The organism is Paenibacillus algorifonticola (assembly GCF_000971975.1).
Classification (GTDB): domain Bacteria; phylum Bacillota; class Bacilli; order Paenibacillales; family Paenibacillaceae; genus Pristimantibacillus; species Pristimantibacillus algorifonticola.
Genome location: NZ_LAQO01000002.1, coordinates 388,050 through 410,399, shown reverse-complemented (window position 1 = coordinate 410,399; position 22,350 = coordinate 388,050). Strand labels below are relative to the sequence as shown.

General features: G+C 50.4%; 20 protein-coding genes. 1 reads left to right on the top strand and 19 read right to left on the bottom strand.

Features of this window, described 5'->3' with window-relative positions; all coding sequences use genetic code 11:
• Positions 1-54: 54 nt before the first annotated feature.
• From topA to sucC, 4 genes are all read right to left on the bottom strand, one after another.
• Positions 55-2,154 (bottom strand): type I DNA topoisomerase, encoded by a 2,100-nt coding sequence (gene topA / locus WH37_RS11555; protein WP_046230703.1) that lies wholly within the window; start codon positions 2,152-2,154, stop codon positions 55-57.
• A gap of 27 nt (positions 2,155-2,181) precedes the next feature.
• Complete coding sequence (dprA, locus tag WH37_RS11550; protein ID WP_046230702.1) at positions 2,182-3,303, bottom strand: DNA-processing protein DprA; 1,122 nt, start codon at positions 3,301-3,303, stop codon at positions 2,182-2,184.
• 162 nt (positions 3,304-3,465) lie between these two features.
• Positions 3,466-4,401, bottom strand: coding sequence for a succinate--CoA ligase subunit alpha (gene sucD, locus WH37_RS11545; protein ID WP_046230701.1), 936 nt, complete (start codon positions 4,399-4,401; stop codon positions 3,466-3,468).
• Positions 4,402-4,439: 38 nt separating this feature from the next.
• On the bottom strand, positions 4,440-5,600 hold the full coding sequence (gene sucC / locus WH37_RS11540; protein WP_046230700.1) for an ADP-forming succinate--CoA ligase subunit beta: 1,161 nt from the start codon (positions 5,598-5,600) through the stop codon (positions 4,440-4,442).
• Between the two features lie 367 nt (positions 5,601-5,967).
• Between sucC and WH37_RS11535 the strand changes: the two genes are divergently transcribed.
• Positions 5,968-7,539 (top strand): YifB family Mg chelatase-like AAA ATPase, encoded by a 1,572-nt coding sequence (locus tag WH37_RS11535; protein ID WP_046230699.1) that lies wholly within the window; start codon positions 5,968-5,970, stop codon positions 7,537-7,539.
• 161 nt (positions 7,540-7,700) lie between these two features.
• Here WH37_RS11535 and WH37_RS11530 read toward each other — a convergent pair whose 3' ends face one another.
• The 15 genes from WH37_RS11530 to smc all read right to left on the bottom strand — a co-directional run bounded on the left by WH37_RS11530 (position 7,701) and on the right by smc (position 22,201).
• The gene (locus WH37_RS11530; protein ID WP_046230698.1) at positions 7,701-8,111 is read right to left on the bottom strand and encodes a YraN family protein; all 411 of its coding nucleotides are present in this window, start codon (positions 8,109-8,111) and stop codon (positions 7,701-7,703) included.
• Entirely contained in the window at positions 8,104-8,409 is a 306-nt protein-coding gene (locus tag WH37_RS11525) for an EscU/YscU/HrcU family type III secretion system export apparatus switch protein (protein WP_046230697.1), read from the bottom strand. Before WH37_RS11525 ends, WH37_RS11530 begins: the two co-directional genes overlap by 8 nt.
• On the bottom strand, positions 8,406-10,337 hold the full coding sequence (locus WH37_RS11520; RefSeq protein WP_046230696.1) for a hypothetical protein: 1,932 nt from the start codon (positions 10,335-10,337) through the stop codon (positions 8,406-8,408). The genes WH37_RS11525 and WH37_RS11520 overlap by 4 nt, the downstream gene beginning before the upstream one ends.
• A 295-nt stretch (positions 10,338-10,632) precedes the next feature.
• On the bottom strand, positions 10,633-11,244 hold the full coding sequence (locus WH37_RS11515; RefSeq protein WP_046230695.1) for a ribonuclease HII: 612 nt from the start codon (positions 11,242-11,244) through the stop codon (positions 10,633-10,635).
• A gap of 60 nt (positions 11,245-11,304) precedes the next feature.
• Positions 11,305-12,180, bottom strand: coding sequence for a ribosome biogenesis GTPase YlqF (gene ylqF, locus WH37_RS11510; RefSeq protein ID WP_046230694.1), 876 nt, complete (start codon positions 12,178-12,180; stop codon positions 11,305-11,307).
• Positions 12,181-12,204: 24 nt separating this feature from the next.
• Entirely contained in the window at positions 12,205-12,876 is a 672-nt protein-coding gene (gene lepB, locus WH37_RS11505; protein WP_046230693.1) for a signal peptidase I, read from the bottom strand.
• Positions 12,877-12,976: 100 nt separating this feature from the next.
• Positions 12,977-13,318 (bottom strand): 50S ribosomal protein L19, encoded by a 342-nt coding sequence (gene rplS / locus WH37_RS11500; RefSeq protein WP_046230692.1) that lies wholly within the window; start codon positions 13,316-13,318, stop codon positions 12,977-12,979.
• 171 nt (positions 13,319-13,489) lie between these two features.
• The gene (trmD, locus tag WH37_RS11495; protein ID WP_046230691.1) at positions 13,490-14,233 is read right to left on the bottom strand and encodes a tRNA (guanosine(37)-N1)-methyltransferase TrmD; all 744 of its coding nucleotides are present in this window, start codon (positions 14,231-14,233) and stop codon (positions 13,490-13,492) included.
• A 1-nt stretch (position 14,234) separates the two neighbouring features.
• Complete coding sequence (gene rimM / locus WH37_RS11490; RefSeq protein ID WP_046230690.1) at positions 14,235-14,759, bottom strand: ribosome maturation factor RimM; 525 nt, start codon at positions 14,757-14,759, stop codon at positions 14,235-14,237.
• Positions 14,760-15,037: 278 nt separating this feature from the next.
• Positions 15,038-15,268, bottom strand: coding sequence for a KH domain-containing protein (locus WH37_RS11485; protein ID WP_046230689.1), 231 nt, complete (start codon positions 15,266-15,268; stop codon positions 15,038-15,040).
• A gap of 27 nt (positions 15,269-15,295) precedes the next feature.
• Positions 15,296-15,568, bottom strand: coding sequence for a 30S ribosomal protein S16 (gene rpsP / locus WH37_RS11480; protein WP_046230688.1), 273 nt, complete (start codon positions 15,566-15,568; stop codon positions 15,296-15,298).
• A gap of 40 nt (positions 15,569-15,608) precedes the next feature.
• Entirely contained in the window at positions 15,609-16,985 is a 1,377-nt protein-coding gene (ffh, locus tag WH37_RS11475; RefSeq protein WP_046230687.1) for a signal recognition particle protein, read from the bottom strand.
• A 23-nt stretch (positions 16,986-17,008) separates the two neighbouring features.
• A complete protein-coding gene (gene ylxM, locus WH37_RS11470; RefSeq protein WP_046230686.1) occupies positions 17,009-17,377 on the bottom strand; it encodes a YlxM family DNA-binding protein in 369 nt (122 codons plus the stop codon).
• A gap of 138 nt (positions 17,378-17,515) precedes the next feature.
• Complete coding sequence (gene ftsY / locus WH37_RS11465) at positions 17,516-18,529, bottom strand: signal recognition particle-docking protein FtsY (RefSeq protein ID WP_046230685.1); 1,014 nt, start codon at positions 18,527-18,529, stop codon at positions 17,516-17,518.
• A gap of 93 nt (positions 18,530-18,622) precedes the next feature.
• Positions 18,623-22,201: a chromosome segregation protein SMC gene (gene smc, locus WH37_RS11460; RefSeq protein WP_046230684.1), complete on the bottom strand. Its 3,579-nt coding sequence runs from the start codon at positions 22,199-22,201 to the stop codon at positions 18,623-18,625.
• Positions 22,202-22,350 lie beyond the last annotated feature (149 nt).

Here is a 22,350-nt window from a genome sequence, read left to right as displayed (position 1 = left end):
GGAGGACCGGGTCCACTAACACGTGGAGCTGTGCACAGCATCGTAGATGCTGCTCTATGCTTCTTCCTGTTCTTCATCCTGCAGCTCTTCTGAATAATCGCATGAAGGGCATTGCAGCTTTGCTCCGCTGCGATTGCGTTTTTCTACGAGCATGCTTTCGCATTTCGGACATGGTTTGCCTGAAGGCTTATCCCACGAAACATAATCGCAAGCTGGATACGTATCACAGCCGTAGAAAATCCGGCCTTTTTTACTGCGCCGTTCAATAATTTTGCCTTCTTCACATTTCGGACAAGGCACGCCGATGTCCTTAACGATCGGCTTCGTATTGCGACAATCCGGAAAGCCGGAACATGCGAGGAATTTGCCGAAGCGTCCCATTTTATAAACCAAATGACGGCCGCATTTTTCGCAAATTTCATCAGAAACCTCATCTTGAATTTCAATTTCCTTCATTTCCTCTTCCGCTACTTCCAGACGCTTCTCGAATGAGTCGTAGAAGGTCGCGAGCACTTTGACCCAATCCTGCGTGCCTTCCTCAACATGGTCGAGATTCCCTTCCATGTTGGCTGTAAATTCAGCATTGAGAATTTCCGGGAAAAACTCTTCCATCAGCTGAATAACAAGGTCGCCAAGCTCGGTCGGCATAAATTTCTTCTCTTCTATCGCCACATATCCGCGCTTCTGAATCGTTTCCAGCGTTGGCGCATACGTACTTGGGCGCCCTATGCCGAGCTCCTCAAGCGTTTTCACGAGTCTGGCCTCCGTAAAACGCGGCGGCGGCTGGGTAAAATGCTGTTTAGGCTCAATGGCTTCCGCAGGGATCATATCTCCCACTTCAATGGGCGGGAGGAATTTATGCTCTTCCTCTGCCCCATCATCATTGCCTTCCACATATACTTTCATGAATCCGGCAAACTTGACCTTCGATCCATTCGCACGGAACTTCACATCGCCAGATATCATATCAACGGTCATCGTATCGAGAACAGCCGAAGACATTTGGCTGGATACGAAACGTTCCCATACCAATTTATACAACCGGAATTGATCACGGCTGAGGAACGGCTTCATCGTATCCGGATCACGCATGATAGCCGTCGGCCTGATCGCTTCATGCGCATCCTGGGCATTGCTGTTCTTTTTCGCATAAATGCGAAGCTGCTCCGGCATATAAGGAGCACCGTAGCGTTCCGTAATATATTCCTTCGCTTCTTCCTGCGCAATCGGAGATATACGAGTGGAGTCCGTTCTCATATATGTAATTAGACCGACCGTGCCTTCCTTGCCTAGCTCTACACCTTCATAAAGCTGCTGGGCAACCGACATCGTCTTAGACGCCCTGAAACCAAGCTTCCGGGCAGCTTCCTGCTGCAGGGAGCTCGTTATGAAAGGAGGTGCAGGATTGCGCAAACGCTCCTTTTCTTTCACTTCCGCCACTTTAAAATCGGAGCCGCTTTCCATCGCATCCAGCACAGCTTGCATTTCCTGCTCGTTGCCGAGCTCGCGCTTCTCGCCGCCGATAGAATGGTATTTGGCCTCAAATGGAACACCGTTTTGCGATACCTTTGCGGTAATCGACCAATATTCTTCCGGCACAAATTCATCAATTTCGTTCTCGCGGTCAATAATCAGCTTGACGCATACAGATTGCACGCGTCCAGCGGAAAGGCCCTTCTTGACCTTTTTCCACAAGAGCGGACTAATTTTGTAGCCGACAAGCCGGTCCAGAATACGTCTGGCCTGCTGCGCATTAACCAAATCCATATTGATTTTGCGCGGCGTCTTAAAAGCATCCTTAACCGCTTGCTTTGTTATTTCATTAAATACAACGCGGCATGTATCCGAGGCATCCAGCTCCAAATAATGTGCCAAATGCCAGGCAATAGCTTCCCCTTCGCGATCCGGGTCAGCCGCCAGATAAACATGCTTCACTTTTTTGCTGGCGCTTTTGAGTTCTTTCAGTACGCTGCCTTTGCCGCGAATCGTAATATATTTTGGATTGAAATCATTTTCAACTTCGACGCCAATCTGACTTTTCGGCAAATCGCGAATATGGCCCATGGAAGCCTTAACAATATATTTGCTGCCTAAATACTTCCCTATTGTTTTCGCTTTGGCTGGTGATTCGACGATAACTAATGAGTCTGCCACGTTAGGCGCCCCCCTCTCTACTGCTTACTACAATGCTATATATAGCGATCCAGACTGCTGCTCGATCCTACGTTTTATACATAAATTTATCAGAAGAGCGCTTAAATGTCCAAAAGGAACGGCAATCAGCTGGTGTAATTCATTGATGGATAATGGACGCTCTCGCAGCAGTGCGATAATTTTTCGTTCATCAGCGGACAATTCCTTGTCCGATTGGCGCTGTGAAAAGGCAGAAGAATGCGAATGTTTAAGCAATTCATCGCCAAGCCATGTGTATTCTTCGAAAATATGCTCGGCCGCGCTAACCAGCTTTGCGCCTTGGCGAATAAGCGAATTAGGCCCTTCGCTTTTAGGAGAAGAAATCGGGCCCGGCACAGCGAATAAATCACGGTTCATATCCAGCGCTTGCGCAGCTGTAATCAAAGAACCGCTACCAATCGCACCCTCTATAACGAGAGTACCAAGTGAAAGCCCTGCAATAATCCGGTTGCGCAGCGGAAACATTCCAGGATGCAGCGGCGTACCGATCGGCGTTTCCGACAGCAATAGCCCCTTTTCCGCTATATCGCGGTACAAAGTTCTATTCTCTGAAGGATAACAACAATCTACGGCGCATGCAAGCACGGCTATCGTACTTCCAGCCCCACGCAGAGCCGCTTCATGCGCTTTACTATCGATTCCACGAGCTAAACCGCTCGCAATAGTCATCCCGCCTGCCGAAAGCTGCTCAGTGAGCATAGAAGCAGTATGGCGGCCATATGCAGTAGGATTGCGCGTTCCGACGACTGCTACAATTGGACGCTTCAACAGCTCCAGACGGCCAAGAGCATACAACACCCATGGCGGCTGCGGAATTTGCAGCAAATATTTTGGATAGGCCGCATCAAGCGGTGTAATCACTGCTGCTCCAAGCTCAGCCGCCTTTTCATAGGAAGAGCCTGGAGCAACAAGTCCTTGCCCTATTCGCTTTACGGCCGATCGTGCCTGCTCGATGCTAAAGCCGGCCTTAACATAGGCTGCTTCATCCTGACCACTGCTCTCTCGCCACGCGCCGCTCGCTACTGCCTTCTGAATCGTGCGCCAGCCAATGCCTGGCACTTCGCTCAGCATAATTATGATTTGCCTGCATTCGTCATGATCACGTTCCATATCATTCGGCCTCCATTATAATGAGGCACGCCCTTACATTCCTTCCTATTGTGCGTTACATGGCTGAAGAATGCAAGTCGCCCTCTCATCTTCATAAAAAAAAGCAACCTTTCAGCTCCCGTGAACGGGAATCGAAAGGTTGCTTACCTTTTTTAAACTTTATTATTTTGCAACAGTTTTACATTTTTCTAACAGGCCTTGCTCTTCAAGCACCGATACAAGCGTGGAACCCATATCCGAAGGTGTAGGTGCTACTTTAATTCCGCATGCTTCAAGCGTAGCGATTTTTTCAGCAGCCGTTCCTTTGCCTCCGGAAATGATCGCACCAGCATGGCCCATCCGTTTGCCTGGAGGTGCTGTTGCGCCGCCAATAAAGCCAACGACTGGCTTTTTCATATTGGCTTTAACCCATTCTGCCGCTTCTTCTTCTGCTGTACCGCCGATTTCACCGATCATAATAACCGCGTAAGTATCAGGGTCGTCATTGAAACGGCTCAAAATGTCGATAAACTCGGAGCCTTTCACTGGGTCGCCACCAATACCGACTGCAGAGGACTGTCCAATGCCGCGAGTCGTCAGTTGGTGAACCGCTTCGTAAGTCAATGTTCCCGAGCGGGAAACAACGCCTACATGGCCTTTAGTGTGAATATAGCCTGGCATAATGCCGATTTTACATTCGTCTGGTGTAATAACACCTGGGCAGTTAGGTCCGATCAACGTCGTTTTGCTGCCTTCCATGTAGCGCTTAACTTTGACCATGTCCAGTACCGGAATACCTTCCGTAATACAAATTACAAGATCAAGGCCAGCGTCAACCGCTTCAAGAATGGAATCAGCAGCAAATGCCGGCGGCACATAAATAACCGAAGCTGTAGCGCCTGTCGCTTTTACCGCCTGTTCAACTGTGTTAAACACTGGAAGCGATACCGTTGAACCGTTTTCAAGAGTAATGTCAACGTTAGTTCCGCCTTTACCCGGCGTTACTCCGCCTACCATTTGCGTACCGTAATCGAGTGCGCCTTTAGCATGGAACAAGCCTGTTGCGCCTGTAATCCCCTGCGTAATAACTTTAGTATCTTTGTTTACCAAAATGCTCATCGAATCTCACATCCCCGTCCATGAATTCATACGCGTATTTATTTCACGAGAGCGACAATTTTTTGTGCGCCGTCTGACATAGAGTCCGCTGCTACGATGTTCAGTCCCGACTCGTTCAGCATTTTTTTACCCAAATCAACATTTGTGCCTTCCAATCTTACGACAAGCGGACGATCGAGGCCAATTTCCTTCGCTGCTGAAATAACGCCATCCGCAATAACGTCACAACGCATAATGCCCCCAAAAATATTAACGAAAATACCTTTAACATTTTCATCGGACAAAATGATTTTGAACGCTTCTGTTACTTTCTCTTTCGTTGCACCGCCGCCTACGTCCAGGAAGTTCGCAGGGTCGCCGCCATAATATTTGATAATGTCCATTGTCGCCATAGCAAGGCCTGCACCATTAACCATGCAGCCGATGTTGCCGTCCAGAGCAATGTAGCTGAGATCGTATTTGGAAGCTTCGATTTCTTTCGCATCTTCCTCTTCCAGATCGCGCAATGCGACAATATCCTTGTGGCGGTATAGCGCATTGGAGTCAAAATTCAGCTTCGCATCCAGTGCCATTACTTCACCATCGCCCGTTACGACAAGCGGATTGATCTCGGCAATAGAACAATCTTTTTCTACGAAAGCTGTGTACAAGGAAATCATGAACTTAACCGCCTTGTTAACGAGCTCAGTTGGAATGTTGATTGCATAAGCAAGCTTACGCGCCTGGAACACTTGCAGGCCCACAGCCGGATCAACGATTTCCTTGAAAATTTTCTCAGGGGAATGCTCGGCTACTTCTTCAATTTCCGTGCCGCCTTCCTCTGAAGCCATAATGACGACGCGGCCTGTACCACGGTCAAGAACAGCACCGATATAATATTCTTTCTTGATGTCACAGCCCTGCTCAATAAGAAGGCGCTTAACTTCTTTGCCTTCTGGACCTGTTTGATGCGTAACGAGCACTTTACCAAGGATTTCTCCTGCATATGCGCGAACTTCATCCAAGCTTTTTGCGACTTTAACGCCGCCAGCCTTACCGCGGCCTCCCGCATGGATTTGTGCTTTTACAACAACAACTTTCGTACCAAGCTCTTCTGCTGCTGCAACCGCTTCATCAACGGTGAACGCAACTTTGCCCTCAGGCACAACTACACCATACTGTTTCAATAACGCTTTGCCTTGATACTCATGGATATTCATTGTTGAAATCCTCCATTTCATAGACCGAAATCAGTCGTATGTACACAAACATCTATTATCATAGCATTTTTCCTCTGGTGTTACCTTATATTCGTGCAAGAATACTTCGGCTTTTTTGATATGGATTCAATCTCAATTTGAGATTAAACGCCACAATCCGCTAATTTACGGACTTTTGCTCGTCTCCACCGCCCTTTCATTCAATATTTGACAAAAATGGACAGCGCCCATTATGATTAGTTTGTACCAAGCAGACGTTTGCTACTCCATAAGTGCATTTAATATGGCATTTCATTTAAAATCATAACCGTGACATACAGGACGTAAGGAAGCACCTTCATCCCACTATTTGGAGGTGCTTTTTGTTATGTTCAGCTTAATGCAGAGCGCGACCGTTTATGGCGTCGAAGGCAAAGAAATTGCAGTTGAGGTCGATATCGCAAGCGGCCTGCCGCAAATTGCGGTAGTCGGGCTGCCCGATCCCGCTGTGCGGGAATCCGTCGAACGGGTACGGGCTGCTATTAAAAATAGCGGCTTCACATTCCCGATGGAGCGTATTACCGTTAACCTCGCCCCAGCCGATTTGCGTAAGGAAGGCACGGCGTTTGACCTTGCAATAGCTGCTGGTATTTTGGCGGCTAGCGGACAATTAAATGCCGCCCCCTTTCATAACACGATGATGCTTGGCGAGCTGTCGCTTAACGGCTCTATTAGGCCAGTTACTGGTGTGCTTGCGATGATCGAGCAGGCCAAAAAATCAGGCATCAGCCGCGTGCTGCTGCCGCTCGCCAATGCTCCAGAGGCCGCCTGGATAGCGGGTATGGAGCTTTTCGGGATCACGCATTTAATGGATCTGCGTCCACAGGATAGCGAGGGACTGGAGGCGATTCGCTATATCCCCGCACAACAGAATGGCAGCAAGAGCTATTCAGGGCTGTTGGGTGAAAATAAACCTATGCTTGCGTCTGGCTATGGCGACTACAGCGATGTTATTGGACAGCAGTTAGCCAAGCGTGCGCTTGTTATTGCTGCTGCTGGTCGGCATAATGTGCTGTTTTCAGGCCCTCCAGGCACTGGGAAAACGATGATGATTCGCAGGCTGCCAAGCATTCTCCCGCCTCTATCCGAGCAGGAAGCGATTGAAGTGACCAAAATATATAGCGCTGCCGGTAAGCTGTCCACTGACAATCAAGGGCTGATCGCTGCCGCTCCTTTCCGCGCCCCGCATCATACGATTTCTGCGGGCGGGCTTGTAGGCGGCGGCTCTGTGCCAAAGCCCGGCGAAGTGACACTCGCCCACCATGGGGTGCTGTATTTGGACGAATTGCCTGAGTTTTCCCGGCAAACTCTTGAGGTGCTAAGGCAGCCGTTGGAAGACGGAATCGTGACGATTGCCCGTTCTAGAGCCGTTTTTCATTTTCCAGCGCGAATGATTTTAGCCGTGTCCTTTAATCCGTGCCCTTGCGGATTTTCAGGGCATGAAACCTTAGATAAACGATGTACCTGCACAGACGCTCTAATTGCCCGCTATAAATCCAAGCTGTCCGGCCCGCTTCTCGATCGAATCGATATCCAGCTTGAGGTTCCGCAGCCCATTGATCTTGGCAGCTCTATAACGGATAACAGCCGAAATAGTCTGTCTTCTGAAGCGATGCGCCGTCAGGTTGAAACGGCACGAGAACGGCAGAAAGCACGTTATGCAAAGCTGAAAATTACGACGGATATAAGCTTGTCCGGCGCAGCCCTTCACCGGGCGATGCTGATTCGTCAGGATGCTGCGGAGCTGCTAGGACACGCCCTCCAAACGCTCCATATTAGTATGCGTGCCCATGACCGCATTATGCGCCTTTCGCGAACTGTAGCTGATGTTGAAGGCAGCTCATATATTGAGGTCGAGCATGTAGCAGAAGCTATCCAATATCGCAGGCTAAGCCTATGAGCTTTTCAGGAAATAGTTAAGCTTTATAGGGTTAGAGCCGATTTAAGCAATCAAAATTACAAAAGGAGCATCACCGCTTATTGCGCAGTGATGCTCCTTGTCATTTTGGTGCAGGATGGATAAACTTCATTCCTAATTGGCCTTAATCTGGCTAAGCATCGCTAAAATGCCGCTATTATATGCTTCAGCTCTCTTATTGCATCATCGTGCTCCAGCGTAATAGCAATGACATCAAAGCGTATGCTCCTCTCCAACTGCCGGGTCAGCTTCAAATAGACTTGTGCTGTCTCCGCCACTTGTTTTTGCTTGCGCCAGTCAACCGACTCAGCAGCTGTCCCGAAACGCCCGCCTGATCGGCGTGTACGCACCTCAACAAACACCAGCTTGTCTTCCCCGCATACAATGAGATCCAGCTCTCCCGACCGGCAGCGCCAGTTGCGTTCCACAATGGAATAGCCGGCATCCAGCAAATAGGCTTCTGCGGCAGCTTCCCCAAGCTTTCCGGTCCATTTCCGCTTGTCAGCACGTTTGCTGCTAGGTAGATCAGGCTGGTCTTGCTTTCTGTTAGTCATTCAAATCCCTCGCCTTACGATCCGAGCGATAAACAAAGCTGAGTATTTCCGCTACCAGCGTATAGAGCTCAGGCGGAATCGTCTGATCGATATCCAGCTTAGACAACACTTCCACAAGTGAAGCATCCTCCTGCATCGGTATGCCGTTTTCCTTCGCCTTTTCTATTAGCTGCTCTGCTAAATAGCCTTTGCCTTTCGCAACGACGACGGGGGCTGTTCCGACGCCCGGCTCGTATTTGAGCGCAACCGCCCGCCGTATCGGTTCGGATTTGTTGTTCTTGTTTTCTTCTGCGCTCATGCTTTCAGGTCAACCCCTTTATAACGGCCAGAAAGAAACGTCCTTGGGGCAGTAATATGTCCTTCTGCTGCTCCCTCAGCAGCATTTTCTTCATTCTCAACAATCGGAGAGGTTCGCAGCGATAACAGCTGGTAGCCCGCCTGATTCAAGCTCTCTGCTACTTCCGCTCGGGAAGACTGGGCAAGACCGTCCATTGCCGGATGATTGTTCCACAACGTCAAGCTTACTATTTTGTCCACGACATGAACGTCTACCACCGTATCTCCAAGCGTTTTCATTGATAAATCAAATAGCAGCCGGCAATTATCCGCATCCAGCTCGCCCTTGCGACCTCGCCTCGTTTGAATATGAACCGATGCTGTCTGATTGCCGTCATCCCCCTTAAAAGGAACGAAGACGGTGAGATGGCTAAAAAGAGCGCCATTTCGCTCAGGCGACATTAGCAGCTGCTGACCTGTAATATGCTGCACCAGCTGCTGCGCCGTCTCTTTTAGCGCGGCGGGCACGTCATCGGAAGTTGACAGCGCGAGCAGCACGCTTTTCAGCGATTCTTGAATGTTCTGCTTATTATCCTGAGCAAGCGCAGGCAATGGCTCCGCTTTGTGCCCTTGCAGCGTATTCGCTAAAGAATCGGCCTTCAGCAAATCAGTGGTAAGCTTACTTCCTTCTGGCAGCTTGTCGTTCGCCGCTGATGCCTGCTGCTGCGCTTGAGCAGCTCCTTGAGGCCGCTCAGCTGCCCCAGAACGCTCTTGCAGCTGTCCGGAGCTTGCATTGCGCCCAGTTGAGTTATCACCGCGCAGCGCCTGTTCTGCGCCGCTACGGGCCTGATTGGCAGCACCCGTCTCTGGTTCTGCGGCTCCTTGCTCCGACGAACCTGCCGCTGGCTGCGTCTGAATGCCAAGCAGCTGCTTTCCGAGCTGCTGCTCGTGATCGACACCGAGCCACTTCATCATCTGCCCAAGCCAGTTGGCCGGGCTACCCTCCGCCTTGCCCGCCGCTCCTGCTCCTGCTCCTGTCGAAGCAGCGGCACCCGTTCCAGCAGCATCGCCTTTGCTCGCTGCCACAGCCGCTTCGGCCCCACTCGCCTTCGCGGGCTGCCCACTGCCCGCCGTCTCCGCTGCTCTCACCGCAGCGGCTCCCGCTTCTGCTCCGCGCGGCTGCAGCGCATTCGCGCGCCCGGCTTCGCCAGCGGCGGCTCCCGGCTTCTCGCCGCCGCCAAGCCCTCGCAGCAGCTCTGCGCCTTCGCCGAGCAGCGCTTGCAGCTTGCCCAGCTGCTGCGCCAGCTGGGCCTCCTTCCCGCCCGCCTGCGCCTGCCCGCTGGCGGCTTCCTTGCCGCCGGCTGCTGCCGCAGACGACGCCAGCTGGCTAAGCTGGTCCAGCAGCTCATGCGCCGCTGGACCAAACATCACCTGCTGCAGCGCACTAATCGTGGCAGCCGTCACAGGCAAACCGCGCTTGAATGCCGATGCTGCCGCCTGCATCCATTGCTCCGTATCCGCGCCAGCCGGCATAGCTGCCGCCGCTTGCTGAAACACCTGAGCCGCATCCTTATTCAGCGGGATGCCTTCCTGATTTAAGTTCTTTATGATTTGCGCCGCCCATTTCTGGTCAGGCAAAGCAAACTGCTTAAGCAGATCCTTGATGGACTGTTCTGGCAGCTCGGCAAGCGCGGCGTCTATTTGCTTCAGCATAATAAGGCCGCCCTCTGCCTGCGCTCCGACCTGAAGCATCGCTGCTTGCCCTGCCGCCAACGGCACCTCAAGCTTTGCTCTTACCTGCACGCCATTAATTTGCACAATCGCCTCATTGTTGTCCGATACCTGCAGCACCAGGGCGCGTACCGTTTGACCCGGCTTCAGCTCAGCTGAACGTATATCCGTTCCCGACGCTTCACCCAGCATGCTTCTCATCATTTGTCCAATATTCATTGCCATCGCTCCCGTTTTACGATGAAATTCAGCTTACGCCCGTCAGGCTTCATCCGGCTTTGCTAACAAAACATGCTTTATTACCTTTATCGGCTAGTCGCCTTCGTATGATGAATCAGCCCTTCCACTGCTGGCTCAATCCACCCTGTATAACCCCAATTATACAAAAAAAGACGGCACATGCGCTGTATCCACAGCACGCCGTCTTTCTTTATTTAAGCAAGATCAGCGATTACCAGACCGCTTGATCCTATTATCAAAATAAGAGTTAAAAAACTTATAATCCGCTTCTCGTTTATAATAATTGCTGCTGCTCCGCAAATATTTTCCCGAGAAAGGTTTTGCGATGCAGCGGGCTCGCCCCGTACTCTAGCAAACGCTCGCGATGCAGCTTCGTCGGATACCCCTTATGTACAGCTATGCCGTATTCTGGATACAGCTGCTCCCATTCATCCACACATAAACGGTCACGCGTCACTTTCGCCAAAATTGATGCAGCAGCAATCGTCTGACTGTTAGCATCGCCTTTGATGATCGCAAGCTGCGGCTTTGGCACATCCACTTTCTCCGCGTCAATGAGCAAATAATCAGGCTCTATCGCCAATGATTCGATGGAAAGCTTCATCGCAAGCCTGGCAGCCTGCTTAATATTGATGCGGTCAATTTCAGCAGCGTCTACACGAGTAACCGACCATGCGATACACTTTTCGATAATGATATCATAAAGCTGGTCCCGCTTTTTCTCCGAGAGCTTCTTGGAATCATTTACCCCTTCAATGACCAGATCAGGCGGCAAAATGACAGCAGCAGCGACGACATCGCCGAACAGGCAGCCTCGGCCAACCTCATCCACTCCGGCAATCGCCTGACAGCCTTCGCTCCACAGCTTACGTTCATACTCCAACATATCCGCCTATCCCCCGCTTCAAATCCTCAGGTATACGAGGACACTCATTTCATTAAAAATCTAGCTATTTTGCTTCCATGGCGCTTCCAGCGAAATATGGCCGAACTTACCCGCACGAAGCTCCCGCAAAATAATGCCCGAAACCTTCTCAAGGTCAACACGCGCTCCGCTTTGCAGACAACCCCGCTTGCGTCCGATTTCCTCCATCACCTTGACGATTTCATCAGACTCATTCGTATCCGGCTGCTCGATCGTTAACTCGAAACGCTCTTTCACACTGTTCCAGTAACGGTCGACCAATTCCTTCAAAGCAAAAAACGCAATATCCTCAATATTCAAAACCTGCTCGCGGATCGCACCTGTCATTGCAAGGCGATAGCCGACAAGCTCGTCTTCGAACTTCGGCCACAAAATGCCCGGCGTATCAAGCAGCTCCATATCCTTGCCTGCTTTTATCCACTGCTGCCCTTTTGTTACGCCTGGACGATCGCCAGTAAGCGCAATATTGCGACCCGCCAGACGGTTGATCAGCGTCGATTTGCCTACATTCGGAATGCCGACAATGAGACCTCGAACCGCTCTTGGATTAATTCCTTTCGCGATTTGGCGATCAATTTTTTCCTGCAGCAGCTCTTTCGCTTTCACCGGAACCTCGTTTACCCGCGTTCCTGTCGAAGAATCGACCGCAATACATTCATGGCCTTCTCCCTTAAAATACGTAATCCACTGCTCCGTCACCTTAGCATCCGCCAGATCAGATTTGTTAAGCACGATCAGCCGCGGCTTACCGCCCAAAATTTCATCGACAATCGGATTCCGGCTGGACATTGGAATACGTGCGTCAAGCAGCTCGATCGTTACATCAATCAGCTTGAGCTTGTCCTGTATTTGTCGTTTCGCCCGCGTCATATGACCGGGGAACCATTGAATCGTCAATTTCTCACCTCATTCAAATACCAACTAATGCTTAATAAAGCTCAGCTTGTTCAGCGGCCAGAAAATAACTTCCGCCCGTCCTACAAGCTCTTTATCCGAAATATAACCAAGGGCACGGCTGTCCTGGCTGTTGCTGCGATTGTCGCCCATTGCGAAAATCGTATCCTCCGGCACAGTCGCTTCCGTTATTCGCTCATTAGGAAAATCTGATTCTGTATTATAAAGCTGACCATTTGCTTGAGCCTGCTTAATGGCATCCGCAATGTATGGCTCTTCCAATTTCACATCATTAATGTAGACGTCATCGCCTTGAACCTTGACCGTATCTCCCGGCAGTCCAATGACGCGTTTAATAAAATCTCTGCCCTGTTCGGGAACATGGAACACGACAACCTCGCCTCTGTCAGGCTCACGGAATTTATACAATATTTTGTTCACAATGAGACGCTCGCCTGTTTCAAAGTTTGGATGCATCGATTCACCTTCTACCATGAACGGCGCAAACAGAAAACTGCGAATAATGACGACCAGCACGACCGCTATAGCAAGCGCTTTGATCCACTCTACCGTTTCTTTCATCGCTTTTGCTTTTTGGCTAGGCGCTGCTTTGTCAGACTCAGCAGATGGAGTAGCCGTTTCGGCGCTATCTGATGTGATTTCAACTACATTTTCATCATTACGTGATTGCTGGTCCATAAAAACGCCTTCTTTCCATCTTCGAATTCATACTTGCTGACAAGCTGTAAGAATAACGAAAGGGAGCTTGTTTAACCAAGCCCCCTCTTGTCTATTCGACTTAACGAATTTCTTTAATTCTAGCTGCTTTACCACGAAGGTTACGTAGGTAGTACAGTTTAGCGCGACGTACTTTACCACGGCGTGCCACATCGATACGATCGATTTTAGGCGAGTTCAGCGGGTAAGTTCTTTCCACGCCAACACCGTAAGAAATTTTACGTACTGTAAACGTTTCGCTAATACCGCCGCCACGACGTTTAATTACAACGCCTTCAAATAGCTGGATCCGCTCGCGGGATCCCTCGATAACTTTAACGTATACTTTCAACGTGTCACCGGGACGAAAGTTAGGAATGTCTTTGCGAAGCTGCTCTTGCGTGATCGCTTGTACGAGATTCATCTTGGATTCACTCCTTCCACCATAGACGTTCTTAATAGCTCTCCAACTTCCCTTTTGAAATTGGGTCATTACTATTAGCGGACCGCCCGATTAATACGAACAACATTTGAAATCATACCATATTCAAACCCAAATTTCAACATCTTTTTCTGCGCCTGCCGACATCATGATTTAAGACTGCTGCTTATCCAGAGAAGAAAGCCATTTACGCTCCTTGGCGGTCAATTCAGCCTTCTCCAACAGGTCGGGACGCCTGCTCCGTGTACGAAGCAGCGATTGCTCACGGCGCCACGCTTCAATGCGGCTGTGGTGACCTGAAATGAGCACCTCCGGCACCTCCATATCACGAAAAACAGCAGGTCTTGTATAATGCGGATGCTCCAGCAAGCCTGTACTGTATGAATCCGTTACTGCCGAGGTTTCATTGCCAAGGACGCCGGGAAGCAGGCGTGCTACGCTGTCGATGACAACCATCGCCGGAAGTTCCCCGCCAGTCAGCACATAGTCGCCAATCGAAAGCTCATCCGTTACTAAATGCTCGCGTATACGCTCGTCATAGCCTTCGTAATGGCCGCAAATCATGATTAGATGCTCTTCCTTCGCCAGCTCCTCTGCCTTCTGCTGGGTGAAGGTTTCCCCTTGTGGGCACATTAAAATAACACGCGGACGGGCCCCAGTCCCGACCTGCTCCATCAGGTGCTCAACAGCCGAAAATACAGGCTCTGCTTTAAGCACCATGCCTCCGCCTCCGCCATACGGATAGTCGTCTACCGTATTATGCTTATTGCCGGAGTAAGCGCGAAAATTAATGGCATTCAGCGATACAATGCCTTTTTCCTGTGCCTTGCCAAGAATGCTGGCTCCAAACACGCCATCGAACATTTCAGGGAAGAGCGTAAGCACATCTACTCTCACGCTAAATCAACCCTTCCATAAGATGAACTGTTACTGTCTTCGCAGCAATGTCTACTTTAAGCAATACTTCATCAATAACGGGAATAAGCACTTGGCTACCTTTTCCTTTAGGACGGTCGACGACCCATACATCATTGGCGCCTGGCCGCAAAATTTCAGAAATAGTGCCAAGCTCCTCGCCCTCGTCTGTCACAACGCGGCAGCCGATAATTTCGTGGAAATAATATTCCCCTTCATCCAGCTTACCAAGCTGCTCCTCTGCTACCTTCAGCAGCCAGCCTTTGTACTTCTCCACTTCATTAATATCATTATATCCCTTAAGCTTAAGAATATAATTGCCCTTATGCTCACGGGAGCCCGCAATCTCTATTTCCAGCTTGGTGCCATGCTCCTCATGTATCATAACGAGCTTATTGCCCACTGCAAAACGTATATCTCCAAAATCGGTCTGGGACAGCACCTTCAACTCGCCGCGCAGACCATGCGTATTGACGATTTTGCCAACTGTAAACCATTTGCCGCTCATTATTCATGTATCCTTTCTTTCGTGTTTTCTTTTTTATGATCAGGATTTTGCATAAATCAATGAAACGCAGAACACTGCTAGGCTGTTATTCCGCCATTCAAGGCCATTTATGCAAAATCCTCATGATACACGCATAAACGGCTGACGCCGGCCCGAAAAAAGGCGGCAGCAGCCGTTTTGCGTAAAAACAGATACATATCCAATGTGAATATATAATACTGTTTTTATATTTTGAAAAAGGGTTAGGATAAACAACCCTAACCCTCTCCGAATACGTTTTACGATATGATGTCCACGATAACCCGCTTCTCTGATTTGACAGCTGCGGAGGTCACAACTGTACGCATTGCTTTCGCGATGCGACCTTGCTTGCCGATAATTTTACCGACATCCTCCGCATGAACCGACAGCTCATATACGATGCCGCGGTCATCGTCTCTTTCCTTCACGCTTACGTCTTCCGGATGATCCACTAACGCCTTTGCTATGACAAGAATCAATTCTTTCATTTATAAAGGCCCTCCGCCGTTCAACAGTTATTTCTGTTGCTTAAGCTCATGGAACTTTTTCATAACGCCTGCTTTGGAAAGCAAGTCGCGAGCTGTATCCGAAGCTTGCGCTCCGTTTTGCAGCCATTTCAAAGCTTTTTCTTCGTTGATGGATACTTGAGCCGGTTGTGCAACCGGGTTATAAGTACCGATCTCCTCGATAAAGCGACCGTCGCGCGGCGAACGGGAGTTAGAAACAACTACGCGATAAAAAGGGGCTTTGTGAGCACCCATACGTTTCAAACGAATACGTACTGCCATGTGAAATTCACCTCCTTCAACTAATAAACCTATTTAGAAATTAAAATGGAAACTTCATACCTTTGCCCAACATGCCTTTCAGGCCCTTCTTGCCGCCCTTAAGGCCTTTAGGCCCCATCATGGACGAAAACTGCTTCATCATTTTGCGCATGTCATCAAACTGCTTGATCAGTCGATTGACTTCGGCAACCGATGTTCCGCTTCCGGCAGCAACCCGTTTGCGGCGGCTGTGGTTGAGAATTTCCGGTTTCGTCTTTTCTTCCTTCGTCATCGAGCGCACAATCGCCTCAACACGGCCGATTTGCTTCTCATCGATTTTCATATCTTTAAGGCCTTTGACCTTGCCCATCCCTGGGAGCATATCCATCAGCTGATCAATCGGCCCCAAATTCCGAACCTGCGCCATTTGCTCCAAAAAATCATCAAATGTAAACTCAGCTGTGCGCATCTTGCGCTCCATCTCGGCAGCTTTGTCTGCATCAATGTTCATCTGTGCCTTCTCGATAAGAGAAAGCATATCGCCCATGCCGAGAATCCGCGATGCCATCCGGTCTGGATAGAACGGCTCGAGCGAATCGATCTTCTCGCCCATAGCTGCAAACTTGATCGGCTGCCCCGTTACTGCTTTAACGGACAATGCCGCACCACCGCGGGTGTCGCCATCAAGCTTGGTCAATACGACACCGGTAAGCTCAAGCTGCTCATGGAAGCTTTGGGCTACGTTGACTGCATCTTGACCTGTCATGGAGTCTACAACGAGCAGCACTTCATCGGGCTTAACCAGCTGATGAATTTGCTTCAGCTCGTCCATCAGCGCTTCATCAATATGAAGTCGGCCCGCTGTATCAATGATGACATAGTCATTATGATTTTCTTTTGCATGCTGCAGGCCTTGCTTCGCAATTTCTACCGGAGAAGCTTGATCGCCAAGCGAAAACACCGGTGCATTGATTTGCTCGCCGAGCACTTGCAGCTGCTTGATCGCAGCTGGACGATAAATATCGCAGGCTACAAGCAATGGCTTATGATTGCTTTTCTGAAGAAGCTTGGCAAGCTTGCCGGACGTCGTTGTTTTACCTGCGCCCTGCAAACCGACCATCATAATAACCGTTGGCGGTTTATTTGCTTTCGCCAGCTTGCTTTGCGTACCGCCCATCAGCTCGGTCAGCTCTTTATTAACGATGTTAATAATGACCATGCCTGGAGTAAAGCTTTTCTCCACTTCCTGACCGATAGCCTGTTCCTTTACTTTGGCGATAAAATCTTTGACGACTTTAAAGTTAACGTCTGCCTCCAGCAGCGCAAGACGCACTTCACGCATCGCCTCGTTTACATCAGCATCGGACACTTTGCCTTTGCCCTTCAGCTTGCTAAAAACGTTTTGCAATCGGCTTGACAAGCTTTCAAATGCCGCCATGATCCATCACCTCCGTTATTTCCTTACCTGTTGTTCGTCGTTATTAATTGCTCAATTATATCTAGAATTCCCTGCTTGGCATCTGTACCAAGGGAAAGCTCTGTTACGCTATTTCCAAGCTGTTCAGCAAGCTGCTGCAGCGCTTCATGCTTCTCCAGCAAGCGAAGCTTGCCCTCGTAGCTTTCAAGCACCTGCACCGCGCGCTTCACATGCTCATAAACCGCCTGCCTGCTAATGCCGGATTCCGCTGCAATTTCCCCAAGCGAGAAATCATCGTGAAAATAATATTTAAGTGAAGTCCTCTGCTTCTCAGTGAGCAAGGGCTCATAAAAGTCAAACAATAAATTAATTCGGGTCGTCTTCGCAAGGGCGTCTGGTTCACTAACATTCATGACCTTTGCTCCTTCCCGTCAAGGGTAAATCCTTTACACCTCAGCAACGTCTCTTATCTTACACGATTGCAGCAGGCACTGTCAAGCTTTAAACCTTGTCATCCCTAGATGAATGAAATATAAGGTCAAAAAGCTTGTTTATTGCTGCGTTTCATCCTCTTCCGGCTCCTCTTGATCTTTAATAAGGCCCGCAAATAAGGCGTGTACAAACTGCTCCGAATCAAACTCCTGCAAATCCTGCATCTTCTCGCCCAAGCCAACCAGCTTCACAGGCAAATTCAGCTCATTGCGGATAGCAATAACGATACCGCCTTTAGCTGTACCATCGAGCTTCGTCAATACGAGGCCGGTTACGCCGCTTTTCTCGCCGAACAGCTTCGCTTGGCTGAGCGCATTTTGACCAGTAGTCGCATCGAGCACCAGAAGCACCTCATGAGGCGCATCCGGAATTTCACGCTGAATGACGCGGAAAATTTTGTTCAGCTCTTCCATCAGATTGGACTTGTTTTGCAGCCTTCCCGCCGTGTCGCAGAGCAAAATATCTACGCCGCGCTGCTTCGCCGCCTGCACCGCATCAAACATGACGGCTGCCGGATCGGAGCCGGACTGCTGCTTAATGACGTCAACGCCTACGCGCTGACCCCACACCTCAAGCTGCTCAATCGCGCCGGCGCGGAACGTATCGCCCGCTGCCAGCAGGACGCTTTTGCCCTCATTTTTATACTTGTAAGCCAGCTTGCCAATCGTCGTTGTTTTACCAACGCCGTTGACGCCAACGAACAAAATAACGGTAATGCCGCTGCCCGACATGCGAAGCGCTGTTTTCTCGCTGTCATCGCCCTTGAGCAGCTCAACCAGCTTCTCCGACAATACCGGCTGCAAATCAGCCGCATCTTCGATTTTGCGTTTTTTCACTTCCGCGCGCAGCTCGTCAATCAGCTTCATCACGGTATTAACGCCTACATCGGCACCGATCAAAATTTCTTCAAGCTCCTCATAAAACTCCTCGTCAATCTTTTTCCGACGCGTAATGAGCTCTTCTACCTTTTCGACAAACGCTGTACGGGTTTTGGATAACCCTTCCTTAAATATCGTCGTGACCGCTTCCGTCTTGGAAGCGATGCTTTCCTTCAATCTTTTGAAAAAACTCATCGCGATTGCTCCTCCGTCTTCGTAACTATCCTGTATTCTTTCCTCATTGTTCGCTTGTGCTCCAGCAGACTAAATGGATAAGAGTGCCGCAAGCTACGCGGTAGCCTGCTCCTCTTCTTCCTCCAGACGCACCGATACGAGCTTCGATACGCCGCCTTCCTCCATCGTGACGCCATACAGCACATCGGCTTCCTCCATCGTGCCTTTGCGGTGAGTAACGACGATAAACTGCGTCAGCTCGGAAAATTCACGCAAATATTGGGCAAACCTGGATACATTCGCCTCATCAAGCGCAGCCTCTACTTCATCCAGTACGCAGAAAGGCACCGGCTTCACCTGCAAAATAGCAAACAGCAGCGCAATTGCAGTAAGCGCCCGCTCACCGCCAGATAGAAGCTGCAGGTTCTGCAGCTTCTTGCCTGGCGGCTGCGCTACAATATCGATGCCCGTATCAAGCACGCGATCCGGCTCGACCAGCACAAGATCCGCTCGACCGCCGCCGAACAGCTTGGCAAACACGATGCTGAAGTGGCCTCTAATCGCTTCAAATGTCGTTTTAAACCGTTTCGACATTTCATCGTCCATCTCGCGAATAACTTGATAAAGCGTCGTCTTGGCTTCCACCAGATCATCCTTCTGCTCCGATAAAAACTCATAACGCTCCTTGACGCGCTCATACTCGTCAATAGCTCCAAGGTTCACATCGCCAAGCATCGCAATTTGGCGTTTCAAATCACGAACCAGATTTTGCGTGCCAATGACATCCTCCGGCACAGGGTACTGTTCTCTCGCCAGCTCAATGCTCAGCTCGTATTCCTCGCTCAGCTTGCGCAGCAGATTGTCCAGCTCCACATCAAGGCGATTTGCGGCGATTTCATTTTGGCGCAGCTGCTCTTCGATTTGCCGAAGCTGCGTGCGCTGCTCCTTCGTCTCGCTCTCGCCATGTTCCAGCTCGCGAATCCGGTCCGCTCTCGCCGAGCGCTGCAAATCCGTCTGCTCCGAGCATTCCTGCTTCTTAAGCTTCAAGTGATTAAGCTGCTCTACCTGCTGTACGCTCTCCTCCGCATGGCGAGTAATCTCCTCTTCCTGCTGTGCAAGCAGCGAGCGGACATTTCCAAGCTCCTGCTTCGCCCTTACAATATCAGCTCTGACACGTGCAGCTTGGTCCTCAAACGATTGCTTCTCTTGATCCGTCTTGGCCGAGCTGATTTTCAAATCCGTCAGCTGGCCTTGCAGCGCTTCCTTCGCCGTTTCGCTCGCTTTGCGGCGCTCCTCGGCAAGCTTGATCGCCTCCTGCAGCCTAGCTTCATCTGCTACCAGCTTCTCAAGCTTCGCCTGCGCCTCCACGGTAGTAGCCTGCATCGTTTGCTGCTCCGCCAAATGGCTGCTGCGATCAGCGGAATACAGCTGTTCCTGCTCATTAAGCTGCTTTTCTTCAGAGACCAGCTGCTGAAGCTCTGCCCGCACCTGCTGCTCGTCAATACGCGATTGCTCTGAACGCGAGCGCAGCTCCTCCATATTTTGCGATCGGATTGATTGCTCCTTGCGAAGATCGCTGAGCTTTTCGCGAAGCTGCTTCATCGTTGCCTCGGCTGCCGTAATTTCCTGATCCAGCCCTTCAATTTGCCGCTGCCGTCCAAGCAAGCTTGCGCCTTTCTTTTGCAAGCTGCCGCCTGTCATCGAACCCCCGGCATTCACAACATCGCCCTCTAGCGTAACCACTCTGTAGCGATATTGGCATTTTGAGGCAATGCGGTTCGCCTGCTCCAAATTTTCAGCAAGCAATACATTGCCGAGCAAATTTTGAATAATAGACTTATATTGCGGGTCGCAAGAGACAAGATCGGCAGCAACGCCTACAAAACCTTCTGCGTTTTCAGCCAGGTGTCTATCATGCTCAGGCACTTGCCTTCCGCGAATAACATCGAGTGGCAGGAACGTAGCTCGGCCCAGCTGACGCTGCTTAAGAAAAGCAATCGCCGCGCGAGCTGTCTTCTCATCCTCCATGACCACATGCTGAAGTGCCCCGCCAAGAGCCGTTTCAACCGCAACCTCGATCCGCTCTGGCACGCGTACCAGCTCGGCAACCGCGCCATGAACGCCGCTAATGCCACCCGATGTGCGGCGCGACGCTTTGAGCACTTCCCGAACGCCGTGCATGAAGCCGTCGAGTGCATCCTGCATTTCCTTCATCGTATCGCGGCGGGAAATGCTGGCGTCGATTTTCTGCTCCCATTTGCGAATAGCAGCAGCCGCTTCATCTACATACTGCCCGGTTAGCTTCGCTTTTTCAGCCTCATCTATGTATTTGTTGCGGGCACCATTAATATCCTTCAAAATCGCTTCCAGCTGTGCTTCCAGCTGCGCACGTCTAGCCCCACTTTTCCGCTTCTGCTCTTTCCACTTCAGCTCATCCTCGCCAAGACGCTCCATCCGCCGTCCAACAGCTTCCTTCTGCTGCTGGGCATAACGAATTTCATTTCGCAGCTCCGCCATCGCGCTAAGCACATCAAGCAGCTCGCCCTTTAGCGTCTCCTCGGCATCCGGCGCAGCTCCGCCAACAACGCCAATAAGACGGTCTTCCTCCTCGGCCAGCTTCGCTTTCAAATCGGCAAGCTGCAGCTCCAGAGCAGCCGCACGGCTGCGGAATTCCGCCTCTTCCTGCATCAGCGTGCCGATGCGGGCATCCTGAGACGCAGCGGATTCCTCTAGCTGCGCCTTGTTATGCTCCAGATTGCGTTTGCGTTCCTTCAAAACCTCGCCGTAGCCTTCGCATTTTTCATATTCCTCGCTATATTGCAGCATCGCTTCATGAAGGCGGTCAAGCTTCTCCTCGATTTCGCGCAGCGCAAGGCGATCCTTCTCCAAATGCGCATCATGCTTGCTCACAACCGTTGACAGCTCCAGCTCGCTTTGCTTGAGCACCTCCAGCTTGGCATTTGCCTCCGACCAAGATTTATGGACAGAATCAATGTTATGAACGTACATGGAAATTTCTTTCGTCCGCAGCTGCTCACGCAGCGCTTTATAATGGATCGCTTTCTCCGATTGCTCCTTGAGCGGCGCAACCTGGTCTTCAAGCTCAGTAACCAAATCGTGAATGCGCAGCAGGTTCTGCTCTGTCTCATCGAGCTTCTTCTGCGCTTCCCGCTTGCGCGATTTATATTTAACGATACCGGAAGCTTCTTCAAAAATACCGCGGCGATCCTCAGATCGCGTACTTAGTATTTCCTCGATCCGGCCTTGTCCGATAATCGAATAAGCTTCCTTGCCGATTCCCGTATCCATAAACAGCTCGGTAATATCCTTGAGCCGGCATGATTGCTTGTTAATCATATATTCACTGTCACCGCTGCGATGGACGCGACGAGTCACTGTCACCTCATTGTACTCCAGTGGCAGGGCTCCATCCGTATTATCGAGCGTCAGCGACACTTCACCATAATTGACTGCTTTGCGCGCGTCGCTTCCGGCGAAAATAATATCTTCCATTTTGCCGCCGCGAAGACTCTTGGCGCTTTGCTCGCCCAGCACCCAGCGGATGCCGTCGGAAATATTGCTTTTACCGCTGCCGTTGGGGCCGACAACTGCCGTAATCCCCGTAACGAACTCCATCTCCGTCTTATCGGCAAACGATTTAAAACCTGCTAGTTCAATACGCTTAAGGAACATAAATTGTCTTTCACCTCACCCGCTATTGTACCACAAAATACAGACGCCGGATAACCTCACTTTATGCCCTGTGCTGCCATGCGCGAATTCACTCCTTCCAGCCAAGGTGAGTGAAACGGCTGTCGCCGTCCTTTGGCGGCGCGGCGCGT